Annotated in this window: 12 protein-coding genes; 3 read left to right on the top strand and 9 right to left on the bottom strand. The window is 62.1% G+C overall.

Annotation, left to right across the window (positions count from 1 at the left end; all coding sequences use genetic code 11):
• Position 1: 1 nt before the first annotated feature.
• The 6 genes from E8Q41_RS19285 to E8Q41_RS19260 form a co-directional block, all read right to left on the bottom strand.
• The gene (locus E8Q41_RS19285) at positions 2 to 1,117 is read right to left on the bottom strand and encodes a serine hydrolase domain-containing protein (RefSeq protein ID WP_137157178.1); all 1,116 of its coding nucleotides are present in this window, start codon (positions 1,115 to 1,117) and stop codon (positions 2 to 4) included.
• Between the two features lie 77 nt (positions 1,118 to 1,194).
• On the bottom strand, positions 1,195 to 2,409 hold the full coding sequence (gene hemA / locus E8Q41_RS19280) for a 5-aminolevulinate synthase (protein WP_170976536.1): 1,215 nt from the start codon (positions 2,407 to 2,409) through the stop codon (positions 1,195 to 1,197).
• A 209-nt stretch (positions 2,410 to 2,618) separates the two neighbouring features.
• Positions 2,619 to 4,262, bottom strand: a complete 1,644-nt coding sequence (locus E8Q41_RS19275; RefSeq protein ID WP_137157176.1) for a globin-coupled sensor protein — start codon at positions 4,260 to 4,262, stop codon at positions 2,619 to 2,621.
• Between the two features lie 188 nt (positions 4,263 to 4,450).
• Entirely contained in the window at positions 4,451 to 5,251 is an 801-nt protein-coding gene (locus tag E8Q41_RS19270) for a xanthine dehydrogenase family protein subunit M (protein WP_137157175.1), read from the bottom strand.
• Positions 5,252 to 5,268: 17 nt separating this feature from the next.
• The gene (locus E8Q41_RS19265) at positions 5,269 to 7,608 is read right to left on the bottom strand and encodes a xanthine dehydrogenase family protein molybdopterin-binding subunit (protein ID WP_137157174.1); all 2,340 of its coding nucleotides are present in this window, start codon (positions 7,606 to 7,608) and stop codon (positions 5,269 to 5,271) included.
• A gap of 27 nt (positions 7,609 to 7,635) precedes the next feature.
• Positions 7,636 to 8,121 carry a (2Fe-2S)-binding protein gene (locus E8Q41_RS19260; protein WP_137157173.1) on the bottom strand — a complete coding sequence of 162 codons (486 nt, stop codon included), beginning with the start codon at positions 8,119 to 8,121 and terminating at the stop codon, positions 7,636 to 7,638.
• Between the two features lie 302 nt (positions 8,122 to 8,423).
• Here E8Q41_RS19260 and E8Q41_RS19255 point away from each other — a divergent pair, with 302 nt between their 5' ends.
• The 3 genes from E8Q41_RS19255 (at position 8,424) to E8Q41_RS19245 (ending at position 11,309) form a co-directional block, all read left to right on the top strand.
• Positions 8,424 to 8,702 (top strand): YMGG-like glycine zipper-containing protein, encoded by a 279-nt coding sequence (locus E8Q41_RS19255; protein ID WP_137157172.1) that lies wholly within the window; start codon positions 8,424 to 8,426, stop codon positions 8,700 to 8,702.
• 343 nt (positions 8,703 to 9,045) lie between these two features.
• Positions 9,046 to 10,833 carry a PAS domain-containing methyl-accepting chemotaxis protein gene (locus E8Q41_RS19250; protein ID WP_137157171.1) on the top strand — a complete coding sequence of 596 codons (1,788 nt, stop codon included), beginning with the start codon at positions 9,046 to 9,048 and terminating at the stop codon, positions 10,831 to 10,833.
• A gap of 2 nt (positions 10,834 to 10,835) precedes the next feature.
• Entirely contained in the window at positions 10,836 to 11,309 is a 474-nt protein-coding gene (locus E8Q41_RS19245; RefSeq protein WP_137157170.1) for a chemotaxis protein CheW, read from the top strand.
• A gap of 72 nt (positions 11,310 to 11,381) precedes the next feature.
• On the opposite strand, the gene E8Q41_RS19240 is transcribed toward E8Q41_RS19245, so the two are convergent.
• From E8Q41_RS19240 to prfA, 3 genes are all read right to left on the bottom strand, one after another.
• Positions 11,382 to 12,116: a DUF4167 domain-containing protein gene (locus E8Q41_RS19240; protein WP_137157169.1), complete on the bottom strand. Its 735-nt coding sequence runs from the start codon at positions 12,114 to 12,116 to the stop codon at positions 11,382 to 11,384.
• 330 nt (positions 12,117 to 12,446) lie between these two features.
• A complete protein-coding gene (prmC, locus tag E8Q41_RS19235) occupies positions 12,447 to 13,304 on the bottom strand; it encodes a peptide chain release factor N(5)-glutamine methyltransferase (RefSeq protein WP_137157168.1) in 858 nt (285 codons plus the stop codon).
• Complete coding sequence (prfA, locus tag E8Q41_RS19230) at positions 13,301 to 14,386, bottom strand: peptide chain release factor 1 (RefSeq protein WP_137157167.1); 1,086 nt, start codon at positions 14,384 to 14,386, stop codon at positions 13,301 to 13,303. The genes prmC and prfA overlap by 4 nt, the downstream gene beginning before the upstream one ends.

Below are 14,386 nucleotides of genomic sequence, written 5' to 3'. Positions count from 1 at the left end.
CTCAGCCGTAGATCGCCTGGACGATCTCGTCGGGATAGCGGCCCGTGCAGCCTTCGAGCGCATTGTTGGTGACCGACAGGCCCGTGATGCGGCTGACGGGATCTATGAACCAGTTGAGCCCATAGACGCCGCCCCATCGCACGGTGCCCACCGATTGCGGCGTCATCGCAAGGTGGCGATCCGTCACCAGCGCGCCGACATAGCTGAATTTCCGGCCCGGCTCGGCCTCGAGGTCGCCGATCTGATTGGAGAGCGCCATGCGAGCCGTCTCGGACGAGAGAATGTCGCCGCCGCCGCTGGCCAAAGTGTCGAGGAACGTCATCACCTCCGGCGCGGTCCCGGCCATGCCGGCGCCGCCCGATTGAAACGCCTTGGCGTTGAAGATGCGGCGCGGCGAGAACGTCAGCGTCCAGCCTTCCGTCTCGGGCGGACTATAGGGATCAGGCATGCGGACGGCGTGAGGATGTCCATCCGCATAGGCGACCGCCAGCCGCTCCGGATCGGTGACGTGAAACCGGCAGTCCGAGAGACCGAGCGGATCGGCAACATAGGTCCGGACAGCCTCTTCCAGCGTCGAACCGCGCACTTTGGCGATCACGGCGCCGAGAATGTCGGTGGCGTAGGAATAGAGCCATTGGCTTCCGGGCTCGAAACGCAGGGGAATGGCGTTCACGCGCGAGAAATTGGCCTCGTAGCCGAGATCGGTGTCGGCCAGGCCGCAATTGACGGCGAGATCGGCGGGCAGCCGTTCAAGAGCAGGGTCATAGGCAAGGCCAGCGGTGTGCGTCAGCAGATGATGAAGCGTGATGTCGCCGATCCGGCCATCAGCCAGCTTCGGCTGAAACCAGGACAGATGATCGCGCACGAGATCCTGAAGCGACAGCAGACCGCGTTCGGCCATGGCGAGCACGGTGGCGGCGACGAAGGGCTTGGTGACCGAGGCCAGGCGAAAGATCGTGTCCATGCTGACGGGCCGCTCCGCCTCGCGATCGGCAAATCCCGCCGCCCGGCTATAAACCAGCTCGCCATCGCGGCTGACCAGCACCACGCTTCCCGTGATGCCCCCCTCGCCGATGGCGCGATCGATCGTCTGGTCCAATCGCTGGTCCATGCCCATGAAAACACTCCCCCTGAAACGAAACATGCGGACCATCTCTCGATGATCCGCATGATGATTTCAAGCCGTGGATATGATCAGGCGACGGCGCGGGCCAGCGCGCAACGCGCCCAGAGCGAATGCAGCGAACCGACCAGATGATCGATATCGCCATCGGTGTGATAGGGCGCCGGCGTGATGCGCAGGCGCTCGGTCTTCTTCGGCACCGTCGGATAATTGATCGGCTGGACATAGATGCCGAAATTGTCGAGCAGCAGGTCCGAGATCCATTTGCATTTGGCCGCGTCCTTCACCATCACCGGCACGATATGGCTGGGATTGGAAAGATGCGGAATGCCGCTGGCGTCGAGGGCGGCGCGCAGCTTGCGCACGCGGTCCTGGTGGCGGGCGCGCTCGAAGGGGCTGGCCTTCAGATGCTGGATCGAGGCGAGCGCGCCGGCGGCGATGGCCGGCGGCAGCGAGGTGGTGAAGATGAAGCCGGAGGCGAAGGAGCGCACGAAATCACACAGCGCATGCGAGCCGGTGATGTAACCGCCCATGACGCCGAACGCCTTGCCGAGCGTGCCTTCGATCACCGTCAGGCGATGCATCTGGCCGTCGCGTTCGGCAATGCCGCCGCCGCGGGGACCGTAGAGGCCGACGGCATGCACTTCGTCGAGATAGGTCATGGCGCCGAACTCGTCAGCCAGATCGCAGATCTCCTTGATCGGCGCGATGTCGCCATCCATCGAATAGACCGATTCGAAGGCGATCAGCTTGGGCGCCTGGGGATCGGCGGCTTCGAGATGGGCGCGGAGATCGGCGAGGTCGTTGTGCTTGAAAATCACCCGCTGACACTTGGCGTGACGGATGCCTTCGATCATGGATGCGTGGTTGCCGGCGTCCGAGAATACGATCATTCCCGGGATCTTCGAACAGAGCGTCGAGAGCGTGGTCCAGTTGGACATATAGCCGGAATTGAACAGCAGCGCCGCTTCCTTGCCATGCAGATCCGCGAGCTCCTGCTCGAGCAGGACATGGTAGTGATTCGTGCCGGAGATGTTGCGGGTGCCGCCAGCGCCGGCGCCGCAGGAATCGATGGCTTCCTTCATCGCCGCGATGACTTTGGGATGCTGGCCCATGCCGAGATAGTCGTTAGAACACCAGACCGTCACTTCCTGCGGGCCGTTTTCCGTGTGACGGATGGCCTTGGGGAATTGTCCCGCGCGACGCTCGAGATCGGCGAAAACGCGGTAGCGGCCTTCCTGGTGCAGCCCATCCAGCGCTTCCTTGAAGAAGGCTTCGAATTCCATAATCATCTCCAGACTCATAAGGTCTTTTGTGTTTGGAATCATTCCAAACGTCAACCCCTGCCCAAGCGAATCATGAGCTCCGCGTCGTTAGATCGCATCATCATCCATATCCGCTAAAATAGCTCTTAAAGCCCTAAAAACAAAGCCGCCTTGACTTACGTCAAGACGGCTCGCAGAGCGAAAATTGAGGCCTTTCTTGAGACCTTGGCTCAGAACTCTTCCCAATTGTCCTGGGCGAGCGCCGTGGCGCCCAAAGAGACGGGCGCGCTGCGCGGCCGGCTGGGCGGCGCGTATTTGACCGGGGACGGCTGGGAAGCGAGCGCGGCGGGTTTCGGCGCGGCTGCCGGCTTCGGCGCAGTCCGGGCCCTCGTCGTCTCCTTGACGCGCCCGGTGCGGAATTCGCCGAGCATGCCATTGATTCGCACGGCCTCGTCCGCGAGGTGCGTGCTTGCCGCGTTGGCCTGCTCCACCATGGCGGCGTTCTGCTGCGTGCCCTGATCGATGACGGTCACCGAAGAATTGATGTCCGACAGCGCATTGGTCTGATCGCGCGCCGCCTCATGGATGGCGTGGATGTGCTGGCTGATCTCGGTGACTTCGTGCACGATGCGGCTGAGCGCCTCGCCGGTTTCGGCCACCAGAGCGACGCCGTTCTTCACCTGCTCGCCGGAATTGGTGATCAGGCTCTTGATTTCCTTCGCCGCCTTGGCGGAGCGCTGCGCAAGCTCGCGCACTTCCTGCGCCACGACCGCGAAGCCCTTGCCGGCGTCGCCGGCGCGCGCCGCTTCGACGCCTGCGTTCAGAGCCAGCAGGTTGGTCTGGAACGCGATCTCGTCGATCACGCCGATGATGTTGGAGATCTCCTTGGAGGAGTTCTCGATGCCGCTCATCGCCGCCACCGCCTGATCGACGATCTGACCGGACTGCTGTGCGCCGGCCTTGGCGCGGCCGGCGAGATCATTGGCCAAACCGGCGCGCTTGGCCGAATCGGATACGGTGGCGGTGATCTGCTGGAGAGCGGCGGCCGTCTCCTCGACCGAAGCCGCCTGCTGTTCGGTGCGCTTGGCGAGATGATCGGCGGAGGCGTGAATGTCGCTTGCCTCGGTCTGGATATGGGCGGCCGATGTCTCGATGCGATGGATGGTGCCGGCGAGTTCTTCCATGGCGGCGTTGAAGGCCTTGCCCATGGCGGCATAGGCCGGCGGCAGTTCGGAGCCGATGCGATGATCGAGCCGCTTCTCGCCGAGCGCGGCGATCGCCTGGCCCAGCACCTCGGACACATGCTCCGCTTCCTTCAGCGCCTGTTGCTGCGACGCCTTCAGCGCTGCTTCCTTCTCTTCGACATAGACCGAGATCGCCAGATCCATGTCGAGGAAAACCGCCTTGGCGAGGCTGCCGAGCATAGCGCCGAGTTCCTCTGCGTCCGCGCCCTTCTTGCCGAACAGGCCGCTCTTCGGCGCATGCGCCTTCACCGCTTCCTTCAAGAGATGGTCGAGGATGATCGCATAGCCGCCGATATACCATTGCGGCTCGAGCCCGATGCGGGCATGCGCCATGCCGATCCGGCGGACATTAGCGGCATAGTTTTCGGTGAAGTCGCCCTTGATGATGCTGGTCCAGTGACCGACCTGCGCGCCCTTGGCGGCCGCCATATGCTGATCGGAAGAAAAGAAGCGACGCGTTTCGGGAGTGCTGCCGACCTTTCCGTAAAACTTGTCGAGCGCCTTTGGCAGTTCCCGCTCGATCACTTCGCGAAGGGCGCTGACTTGCGCCTTCTCGGCTTGAGCGAACTGCATGAATTCCAGACGGCGGTCGATTTTGGGCGCGGCAGTCTCTTGGAAAGAGGAGGTCATCGAAATATCCTGAAAACACTCCCTGACCCAGCGCGCATCATGCAGCCGAGCGGGCTCATGTCCGACATCATCGTCAGACTCCACATGGTCAAATACTTACGAATAAAACAATAAACACTTGTTAAATGACAAATCGCCGCGACTGGAAATTCGCCGGTCGCGGCGTCCTGTTTTGACCCAGTCTGATATCAACCGGCGGCAATGACCGCGCGCTTCGCCATCACGCGGACGAGATTGGCGCGATAGGCGGATGAGCCGTGAATATCGGCCATCATCATGCCTTCGTCGACCTCGACATTCACCACCGCATCCGCCGACCAGTTGGCGGCGAGCGCCGCCTCAAGGCCGGCATGACGGAAGACGCCGTTCGAGCCTGCTCCCGTCACCGCCACGCGCACGGCGCCCGACGCCGATTTCGCCACGAACACGCCGGCCATGGCGTAGCGCGAGGCGGGATTGGCGAACTTCGAATAGCCGGCCGTGGCCGGCGCGTCGAATTCGAACGCGACGATGAGTTCGCCAGCCGACAGCGCCGTCTCGAACATGCCGCGGAAATAATCATCGGCGGCGACGCGACGCTTGTTGGTGACAACAGTCGCGCCGAGCGCCAGAACGGCGGAAGGATAATCCGCCGCCGGATCGTTATTGGCCACCGATCCGCCGATCGTGCCCATATGGCGCACATGCGGGTCGCCGATCATCCCGGCGAGCTGCGTGATCGCCGGGCAGACGGCGCGCAACGCCGACGACGTCGCCACCTCGAAATGGGTGACGCCGGCGCCGATGCGCACCGACGAGCCATTGACCGAAATGCCCTTGAGCTCCGGCGCATGGCGGAGATCGACGAGATCGGACGGCGAGGCCAGCCGCTGTTTCATGGTGGCGATCAGCGTCATGCCGCCGGCGAGATATTTGGCGTCTTCGCCAGAGCCGAACTTGGCCGCGGCGTCATCGACGGAAGAGGCGCGGTGATAGGACGTGTTGTACATCGTGGTTCCTCCCCGGGTCAGGCGTTGGCGAGCGACCACACCTTTTCAGGCGTGGCGGGCATGGTGAGGGCGTTATTGCCGATGGCGTCGGTGATGGCGTTGATCAGCGCCGGCGGCGAGCCGATGGCGCCGGCCTCCCCGCAACCCTTGATGCCCAGAGGATTGCCCGGGCAGGGCGTGTTCTGATGCGACACTTTGAAGGACGGCAGGTCGTCGGCGCGCGGCATGGCGTAATCCATGTAGCTCGCCGTCAGCAACTGGCCGGTCTCATCATAGATGACGCCTTCGAGCAGCGCCTGGCCCACGCCCTGGGCGATGCCGCCATGCACCTGGCCCTCGACGATCATCGGATTGATGATGTTGCCGAAATCGTCGGCGGCCACGAACTGGCAGATCTCGGTCTTGCCGGTTTCCGGATCGACCTCGACCTCGGCGATGTAGCAGCCGGCCGGGAAGGTGAAGTTGGACGGATCGTAGAAGGCGCTTTCTTTCAAGCCCGGCTCCATGCCGGACGGCAGATTATGCGCGGTATAGGCCGCGAGCGCCACCTGGAACCAGGGCAGCTTCTTGTCGGTGCCGGCGACCACCAGCTCGCCGTTCTCGATCTGGATATCGGCCTCGTCGGCCTCCATCAGATGCGCGGCGATCTTCTTGGCCTTGGCCTCGACCTTGTCGAGCGCTTTGACGATCGCCGACATGCCGACGGCGCCGGAGCGCGAGCCATAGGTGCCCATGCCCATCTGCACCTTGTCGGTGTCGCCATGGACGATGTTGACGCTGGCGATCGGCACGCCGAGACGATCGGCGACCAGCTGCGCAAAAGTGGTCTCATGGCCCTGGCCATGACTGTGAGAACCGGTCAGCACCTCGATCGTGCCCACCGCATTGACCCGCACTTCCGCCGATTCCCACAGGCCGACGCCGGCGCCGAGCGAACCCACCGCCTGCGAGGGCGCGATGCCGCAGGCCTCGATGTAACAGCTCATGCCGATGCCGCGCAGCTTGCCGCGCCCTTTGGCCTCCGCCTTGCGGGCGGCAAACCCGTCCCAGTCCGCCGCCTGCATGGCGGCGACGAGCGACGCCTCATAGTCGCCGGCGTCGTAGTTCATGATGACAGGCGTCTGATAGGGGAAGCTGCGGATGAAGTTCTGCTTGCGCAGTTCGGCGGGCGAGACGCCGAGTTCGCGCGCCGCCGTTTCCATCGTCCGTTCGAGCAGATAGGTCGCCTCGGGGCGTCCCGCGCCGCGATAGGCGTCGACGGGCGCGGTGTTGGTGTAGACCGTCCGCACATTGCAGTGGATCGCCGGAATGGCGTACTGGCCCGACAGCAACGTCGCATAAAGATAGGTCGGCACCGCCGAGGAGAACAGCGACATATAGGCGCCGAGATTGGCGACTGTGTCGACCTTGAGGCCGATGACATTGTTGTCAGCGTCAAACGCCATCTTGACCTTGGAGACATGGTCGCGGCCATGCGCGTCGGTGAGGAAGGCTTCGGTGCGATCCGACGTCCATTTCACCGGCACGCCGGTCTTCTTGGAGGCCCAGAGACAGACGATCTCCTCGGGATAGATATAGATCTTCGAGCCAAAGCCGCCGCCGACATCGGGGGCGATGACGCGCAGCTTGTTTTCCGGCGCGACATTGTAGAAGGCGCTCATCACCAGCCGCGCCACATGCGGATTCTGCGAGGTGGTGTAGCAGGTGAAATGGTCCTCGGCCTCGTCATAGATGCCGAGGGCGGCGCGCGGCTCCATCGGATTGGGCGACAGCCGGTTGTTGTGGATCTCGATTTCGGTGACATGGGCGGCGCGGGCGATGGCCGCGTCAGTCGCCGAACTGTCGCCGATCTCCCAGTCGAAGATCAGATTGCCCGGCGCTTCCGGATGGATCTGCGGAGCGCGGCTCTGAAGCGCGTCGAGTGGCGAGACGACGGCGTCGAGCACATCGTAATCGACCACCACCTGTTCGGCGGCGTCGCGCGCTTCGGCCACGCTGTCTGCAACCACCACGGCGACGGCGTCGCCGACATAGCGGACCGTATCATAAGCGATCGGCCGCCATGCGCCCATCTTCATCGGCGAGCCATCCTTGGAATGGATCATCCACCCGCAGATGAGATTGCCGATGCCGTCCTCCTGCAATTGTTTGCCAGTCAGCACACCGATCACGCCCGGCATGTCTTTGGCGGCGGAAATGTCGATGCCGGCGATCTTCGCATGCGCATGCGGACTGCGCACGAAGATGGCGTATTTCATGCCCGGCACGCTCATGTCGTCGGTATAACGGCCCTTGCCGGTGAGGAAGCGCTTGTCTTCCTTGCGCGCCACGCGCGCGCCAATTCCTTCGATACCCATCGGTTTCTCCTCCCGAGAGACTGAATCTTATTCGGCGGCTTGCTTGGCGTTCATGTCGGCGGCCGCCGACAACACCGATTTGACGATGTTGTGGTAGCCGGTGCAGCGACAGATATTGCCTTCGAGCTCATGCCGCACGGTGGCTTCGTCGAGTTGACCGCCATGACGGCGGATCATGTCGATCGAGGTCATCACCATCCCCGGCGTGCAGAAGCCGCATTGCAGGCCGTGGTTTTCCTTGAACGCTGCCTGCACCGGATGCAATTCGCCATCGGCGGCGACGCCTTCGATCGTGATGATCTCCGAACCATTTGCCTGGACGGCCAGGATGGAACAGCTCTTGACCGACTTGCCGTCCATATGCACGACGCAGGCGCCGCATTGGGTGGTGTCGCAGCCGACATGCGTGCCAGTGAGAGCCAGCTTGTCGCGTATGAAATTCACGAGAAGGGTGCGGTCGTCGCACTCAGCGGACACGCGCCGCCCGTTCACCGTCAAGGTTACCTTTGTCATTTACTTCCTCCCAAGGGTTGGACCCTCCGGCGAGTGTGCCAGCTTCCTGTCGTTCATCAAGCAACATCATCGCAACCCCGCCGCGCGAATGCGCAAAGTGGCGCATGAATGAGACAGTGCCTTCGGGAACAGCCTGCCCGGTTCGAAAGAAGATAGAAATATTTGCGCAGACGGCTGGAACGAAGTCGCAATTTGAGCTTTTTTAGCTTCTAGCGATACCACGCCGGATTCGCGAAACGGGCGTTCGTTCCGGCTGTAAAGCTTGATGTTGCCGGATGGCCGGCAAACTTTCGGAGGCACTCATGTATAAAGCAATCGCAATTGTGGTGGCGGGCCTGACGGTGGCCGGCTGCACCCAAACTGAAAAAGGCGCAGCCGTCGGCGCGGCGTCCGGCGCCGTAATCGGCGGCATCGTGTCGAACGACGTGCGCGGCGCGGCTGTGGGCGCGGCGATCGGCGGCGTACTTGGAGCCGTGGCGGCACAACCGGGCCAGTGCTACTATCGCGACCAGTGGGGCCGTCGCTATATCGACGATTGCCCGCGCCGCTATCGTCACCGCACGCGTGTCGTGGTCTACTGAGATCGACGGTTCAACTTTCAATCCCGGGGATTTTACCCGGGATTTTTTTCAATCTCTTATTGCAAAAATTTGCGGCGCCTGAAGTTTTTTTGATCAGTTTTACTCAAAATCCGACCTCCATTAGCAAACAATAATCTTTTATTAAATTTTTTTCTTAAATCTCATAGTGCAAGGTGGATGAAATAGCGCGGGGGCCGAACGGGTCGCCGTTTCGTTCGCATCTAGGCCGGATGCCTCGATTATCGCATTGCTGTTTCTCTCGGTTTTGACCCGAAAGCCCCAGCTTCGTTCCACATCACTGGAGTTCAGCCGAGAAACCTCGGCGCAAAAAGGCGAATAAACAATGATATCGTTCAATCTTGGCGGCGACGCCGGAACAGTTTTGGCCGCGTTCCATAAATCTCAAGCCATTATCGAATTCTCGGTTGAGGGCGAAATCCTGACCGCCAATGAGAATTTCTGTCGGGCGGTGGGCTACAGGCTCGACGAAATCAAGGGCAAGCATCACCGAATGTTCGTCGATCCCGCTGAAGCGGCCAGCCCAGCATATGCCGAATTCTGGAACAAGCTCCGGCGCGGCGAATTCGACGCTCGCGAATATCTGCGCTTTGGCAAGGACAAACGCGAAGTCTGGATCGCTGCGTCGTACAATCCGGTCATTTCAGGGGGCAAGGTCCGCAAGGTGGTCAAGATCGCCACCGATATCACCGAGCGCAAACATCAAGCGATCGAGGACGCCGGCAAACTCGACAGCATATCCCGCATCCAGGCGGTGATTGAGTTCACGCCGTCGGGAGACGTCATTACCGCCAACGAGAATTTCTTGGCGACGCTCGGCTATTCACTGTCGGAGATCGCCGGAAAACATCACTCGATGTTTTGCGACGCGGACTATGTGCGATCGGACGATTACCGGCATTTCTGGAGCGATCTTGCGGCCGGCAAATTCAAGGCAGATGAATTCAAGCGGATCGGCAAGGGCGGGCGCACGGTCTATATCCAGGCGAGCTACAACCCTATCCTCGATCCCTATGGACGGGTGGTGAAGGTGGTGAAGTTCGCCACCGACGTGACGATGCGCGTCAATGCCGTCGAAGCGCTGGCGAAAGGCCTGCGTGAACTCGCAGAGGGCAATCTCGACCAGTCGCTGACGGTGGAATTCCCGGAAAACCTCGCGAAAGTGCAGGCGGATTTCAACAACTCCATCGACCGCTTGCGCAGAGCCATGGACGACATCAGCAACAACGCTCACGCCATCGGCGCAGGCGCAAACGAGATTCGCGCGGCGGCCGACGATCTCTCCCGCCGCACAGAACAACAGGCGGCCTCTGTGGAAGAAACCGCCGCCGCCCTCGAACAGATCACCACCACGGTCGCCGATTCCAGCAAGCGCGCCGAAGAGGCCAGTAGACTGGTGAGCCGCACCAAGGAGAACGCTGAGAAATCCGGTTCCGTCGTCCAGCAGGCGATCAAGGCGATGGGCGCGATCGAGACATCGTCCCGGGAGATCTCCAGCATCATCGGCGTGATCGACGATATCGCATTTCAGACCAACCTGCTGGCGTTGAATGCGGGGGTGGAAGCCGCCCGCGCCGGCGAAGCGGGCAAGGGCTTCGCCGTCGTGGCCCAGGAAGTCCGCGAACTCGCGCAACGCTCCGCCAATGCCGCCAAGGAGATCAAGACGCTGATCAACACCTCCTCGGAACAGGTCAAGGGCGGCGTCGGCTTGGTGGGACAAACGGGCGAGGTGCTGACCGAAATCGTCGGTCAGGTGCAGGATATCGACCGGAATATTCTTGCGATCGTTGAATCGGCGCGCGAACAGGCGACTGGTTTAAAGGAAATTAACGAAGCCGTGATAACCATGGATCAAGGCACCCAGAAAAACGCCGCCATGGTCGAGGAATCCACCGCAGCGAGCCACGGTCTTGCCAGGGAAGTGAGCGCGCTCAACGCGTTGCTCGCGACTTTCAAAACCGGCGCCACGCAGCAGCGGGCCTCTTTGCCGCCAGCGGCCCCGGCCGCCACGGCGACGCCGCAGCGGGCTAAGCCGCAAAGAGTCAACCGGGCATTCGCCACTCACGGCAATGCCGCTATTGCCCAGTCCGCAGACAGCTGGGAGGAGTTTTGAGCATGGCGACACCGCAGTCCACCGCGATCTTCGAATCCGACACGATCGAGATCATCGCTTTCCGCCTGCACGATCAGGAGTTCTGCGTGAAGACCACGACCATCCGCGAAATTCGCGGCTGGGCGCCGTCGACGCCGATCCCGCACTCCCCCAAGGATGTGATCGGCGTGATGAACCTGCGCGGCACCGTGATCCCGATCATCGACCTCGCCCGCAAGCTCGGCCTGCCGAGCGCAGCCGCCAATGAGCGCAGCGCCATCGTCGTGACCGAAGTGCGCAACATGATCATCGGCATGCTGGTGGATCGCGTTTCCGACATCCTGACCATCAAGAGCTCCGAAGTTCAGCCGGCTCCGGAAATCACCACCTCCTTCGACAAGGCCTATACCGACGGCATCATCGCCCGCGAAAACGGCATGATCTGCTTCCTGAACCTCGCCAAGATGTTCCACGACCAGGAAGCGCTTGCGGCCTGATCCGACGACACTCCATGAAAAAAGCCGCGCCCGACTGGATCGGGCGCGGCTTTCTGTTTGTACAGCTTGCGTTTACTCGGCCGAAACAGGCTCTGGAGCAGCCTCGCCGCTCTCGGCATTGGCGGCGGCGCGCGGGGTCCGGCGGGGGCGGCTGGCGCTACGACGGCGCGGCGCCTTTTCGGTCGCCGGCGTTGCATCCTGCTGGGCGGCTTCGGTCTCAATCTGCACCTCGGCGGGAACGCCTTCGATCACCGGCTGCGGCGTGCTTTCGTCGATGACCGGCTGCGGCTGAGGTTGCGGCTTGGGATGCGAATGGCGCGAAGACTGCCTCGGTTGCGGCTGAGGCTGAGATTGCGGCTGGACCTGAGGCTGCGCATGAGGTTGAGGCTGGTGCGCGGCCTCGACCGGAGCAGCCGATTCCGCCTGGGAATCTCCTTCGTCCTCGTCGCGCTCGGAATAATCCTGACGCTCCTGGCCCTGCTCGAAACGATCATCGCGCTGATAGCGCTCCTGATACATGGCCTGAGCCGCCGCGATGATGCGGTTGTAGTGCTCAGCGTGCTGGAGATAGTTTTCCGCCATGACGCGGTCGCCGGAACTCGCCGCGTCGCGCGCGAGAGTCATGTATTTCTCGGCAATCGTCTGCGCCGTGCCGCGAACCTTCACGTCTGGGCCGGAACTGTCATAGGTTCTGGTGAGCGGGTTCTGGCCCTTGCGGTTATTGTTGTTGTTATTGTTATTGTTGTTATTGTTGTTGCCGCCGCTGCTGCGGCCGCGGCTGCGCTGCTTCTGCTGTCCAGGCCTCATAAATCATTCACCCGAAATGTCTGTTTCCATTGCGCTCGGACGCGCCGCATCGGCGTTGAGAGCGCAGCCTTCGCGCCTCGCTGTCGCGATCACGTCCACGGACGCCGCTGATCCCGGAATCTATTCCAAAAATCCAGAGCCCAGCACCGGACCCGATATGTCAGGACGTTTGTTTTGAGAAACCCCAAAGCCCGGCAATCTTTTATCGAATCGCTGATCCAGCTGATGCCGCCCGGTGCATAAGGCGACCCTAGACCGCTTTCCGAAGGATTCCAAGCACTTTCTTAGGGTGAAACTCAATATTCCCTTGGGGAAGGCCGGCGAGACTGATCAAGGCCTGGAAAAAACCTGCACCCTGTCATTGCCGCCATAGTCACGACGCGCCTCCAGCAAGATAAATCCTTGGACGCGGAAGATATTTTCGACGCTCTCTCTCTGATCGAAGCCTGTTTCCACCGCCACGAAACCGGAGGCCGCAAGTTGCGCGCCGGCGCCGGCCGCGATCGCCCGATAGGCGTCGAGACCATCCTCGCCGCCATCCAGCGCCAGCATCGGATCGTGTTCCCGCACTTCGACATCCAGTGTAGGAATGACCGAAGAGGGAATATAGGGCGGGTTGGAGACGATGACGTCGAAGTGAAGCCCCTCGAGCGGCTCGAACCAGGAGCCTTGGCGCATCTCGAAACGGTCGAGCAGACCCAATGCCTCGGCGTTGTCGCGCGCCGTGGCCAGCGCCTCATCGGAAAGATCGACGGCAACCCCTTTGGCGAGGGGCAATTCGGCGAGAAGAGACAGCAGGATGGCGCCGGTGCCCGTGCCGAGGTCGACGATCGAGAGCGGCTCATCGCGCCGGGTCTGCAGGCGCTCCAGCACGGCCTCCACAAGGATCTCGGTGTCCGGCCGCGGCTCGAGCGTCGCATCGCTCAGGCGAAATTCGCGGCCGAAAAATTCGCGCCGACCGAGAATGCGGTGCGGCGGCTCGCCGGCAAGCCTGCGCTTCAGCATAGCGTCGAGCCGAGCCTCGTCTTCGTTGCTGACAGGACGTTCGGGTCTCGCCACCATCGCAGCCCGATCGAGATCCAGCATGCCGCCGATGATAATGCGGGTTTCGGCGGCCGCGTCTTCGACGCCGCCGTCCTGGAGAGCGCGGCGAAAACGGGCCATGATCTCGCCGAGCGTGGTGGTCACGGAGCGCCGCCTTCTCCCAGACGGGCGAGTTCCGAGGCCTGGAAATCCGCGATCAGCGCGTCGATAACGTCGCCGATTTCGCCCTGCATCACCCGGTCAAGCGAATAGAGGGTCAGATTGATGCGGTGATCGGTCAGCCGTCCCTGCGGGAAATTATAGGTGCGGATGCGTTCAGACCTGTCGCCCGAGCCCACCTGGCTGCGGCGATCCGCCGACCGCGCGCTGTCGGCGCGCTGGCGCTCCATGTCGAGCAACCGGGATCGCAGCACCTGCATGGCTTTGGCACGGTTCTGGTGCTGCGATTTTTCCGAACTGGTGACGACGATGCCGGTCGGGATATGGGTGACGCGCACGGCGGAATCGGTGGTGTTGACATGCTGCCCGCCCGCGCCCGACGCGCGCATCGTGTCGATGCGAATATCCTCCTGGCGGATCTCGATGTCGATTTCCTCGGCCTCGGGCAAAACGGCGACCGTGGCGGCTGACGTGTGAATACGCCCCTGCGATTCGGTCGCCGGAACGCGCTGCACGCGATGCACCCCGGATTCGAATTTCAGCTTGGAGAAAACGCCCCGCCCGGAGATTTCGGCGATGATTTCCTTGTAGCCTCCGGCTTCACCTTCGCTTTCGGAGAGGACTTCGACCTTCCAGCCATGGGCGGAGGCATAGCGCTCATACATGCGGAAAAGATCGCCGGCGAACAGCGCCGCCTCGTTGCCGCCGGTGCCAGCGCGGATTTCGAGAATGGCGTTCTTCTCGTCGGCGGCGTCCTTGGGCAGGAGCGCGATGAGAAGATCCTTCTCAAGCTGCTCGATCCTGTCCTGCAGATCGGGCAGCTCGAGTTCGGCGAGATCGCGCATGTCGCGATCCATGCCGCTGTCGTTCAGGATCGCGCGCAGCCCGCGCAGCTCTTCTTCAGCCTTCATATAGGTGGAGATCTTGGCCACGATGGGCTGCAACTCCGAATACTCGCCGGCGAGCTTGATATAGACGTCCGCCGCAGGGCCTTCGCCCATGCGCGCCTCGACCTCCGCATAACGGCGTTCGAGTTCTTTCATCTTGTCGAGGGGAAGCGTGGCCAA

The organism is Rhizobium sp. FKL33 (assembly GCF_005222915.1).
GTDB lineage: Bacteria > Pseudomonadota > Alphaproteobacteria > Rhizobiales > Rhizobiaceae > Rhizobium_E.
Note: the sequence above shows the minus strand (reverse complement) of the source record. Positions and strands in the feature narration are given on the sequence as shown.

Bases quoted from the DNA above. Each gene is read 5' to 3' on its own strand.
- E8Q41_RS19270 (WP_137157175.1), bottom strand. From the start codon at position 5,251: ATGTACAACACGTCCTATCACCGCGCCTCTTCCGTCGATGACGCCGCG.
- E8Q41_RS19240 (WP_137157169.1), bottom strand. From the start codon at position 12,116: ATGAGGCCTGGACAGCAGAAGCAGCGCAGCCGCGGCCGCAGCAGCGGC.
- E8Q41_RS19285 (WP_137157178.1), bottom strand. From the start codon at position 1,117: ATGGGCATGGACCAGCGATTGGACCAGACGATCGATCGCGCCATCGGC.
- E8Q41_RS19255 (WP_137157172.1), top strand. From the start codon at position 8,424: ATGTATAAAGCAATCGCAATTGTGGTGGCGGGCCTGACGGTGGCCGGC.
- E8Q41_RS19250 (WP_137157171.1), top strand. From the start codon at position 9,046: ATGATATCGTTCAATCTTGGCGGCGACGCCGGAACAGTTTTGGCCGCG.
- E8Q41_RS19275 (WP_137157176.1), bottom strand. From the start codon at position 4,262: ATGACCTCCTCTTTCCAAGAGACTGCCGCGCCCAAAATCGACCGCCGT.
- E8Q41_RS19260 (WP_137157173.1), bottom strand. From the start codon at position 8,121: ATGACAAAGGTAACCTTGACGGTGAACGGGCGGCGCGTGTCCGCTGAG.
- hemA (WP_170976536.1), bottom strand. From the start codon at position 2,409: ATGGAATTCGAAGCCTTCTTCAAGGAAGCGCTGGATGGGCTGCACCAG.
- E8Q41_RS19245 (WP_137157170.1), top strand. From the start codon at position 10,836: ATGGCGACACCGCAGTCCACCGCGATCTTCGAATCCGACACGATCGAG.
- E8Q41_RS19265 (WP_137157174.1), bottom strand. From the start codon at position 7,608: ATGGGTATCGAAGGAATTGGCGCGCGCGTGGCGCGCAAGGAAGACAAG.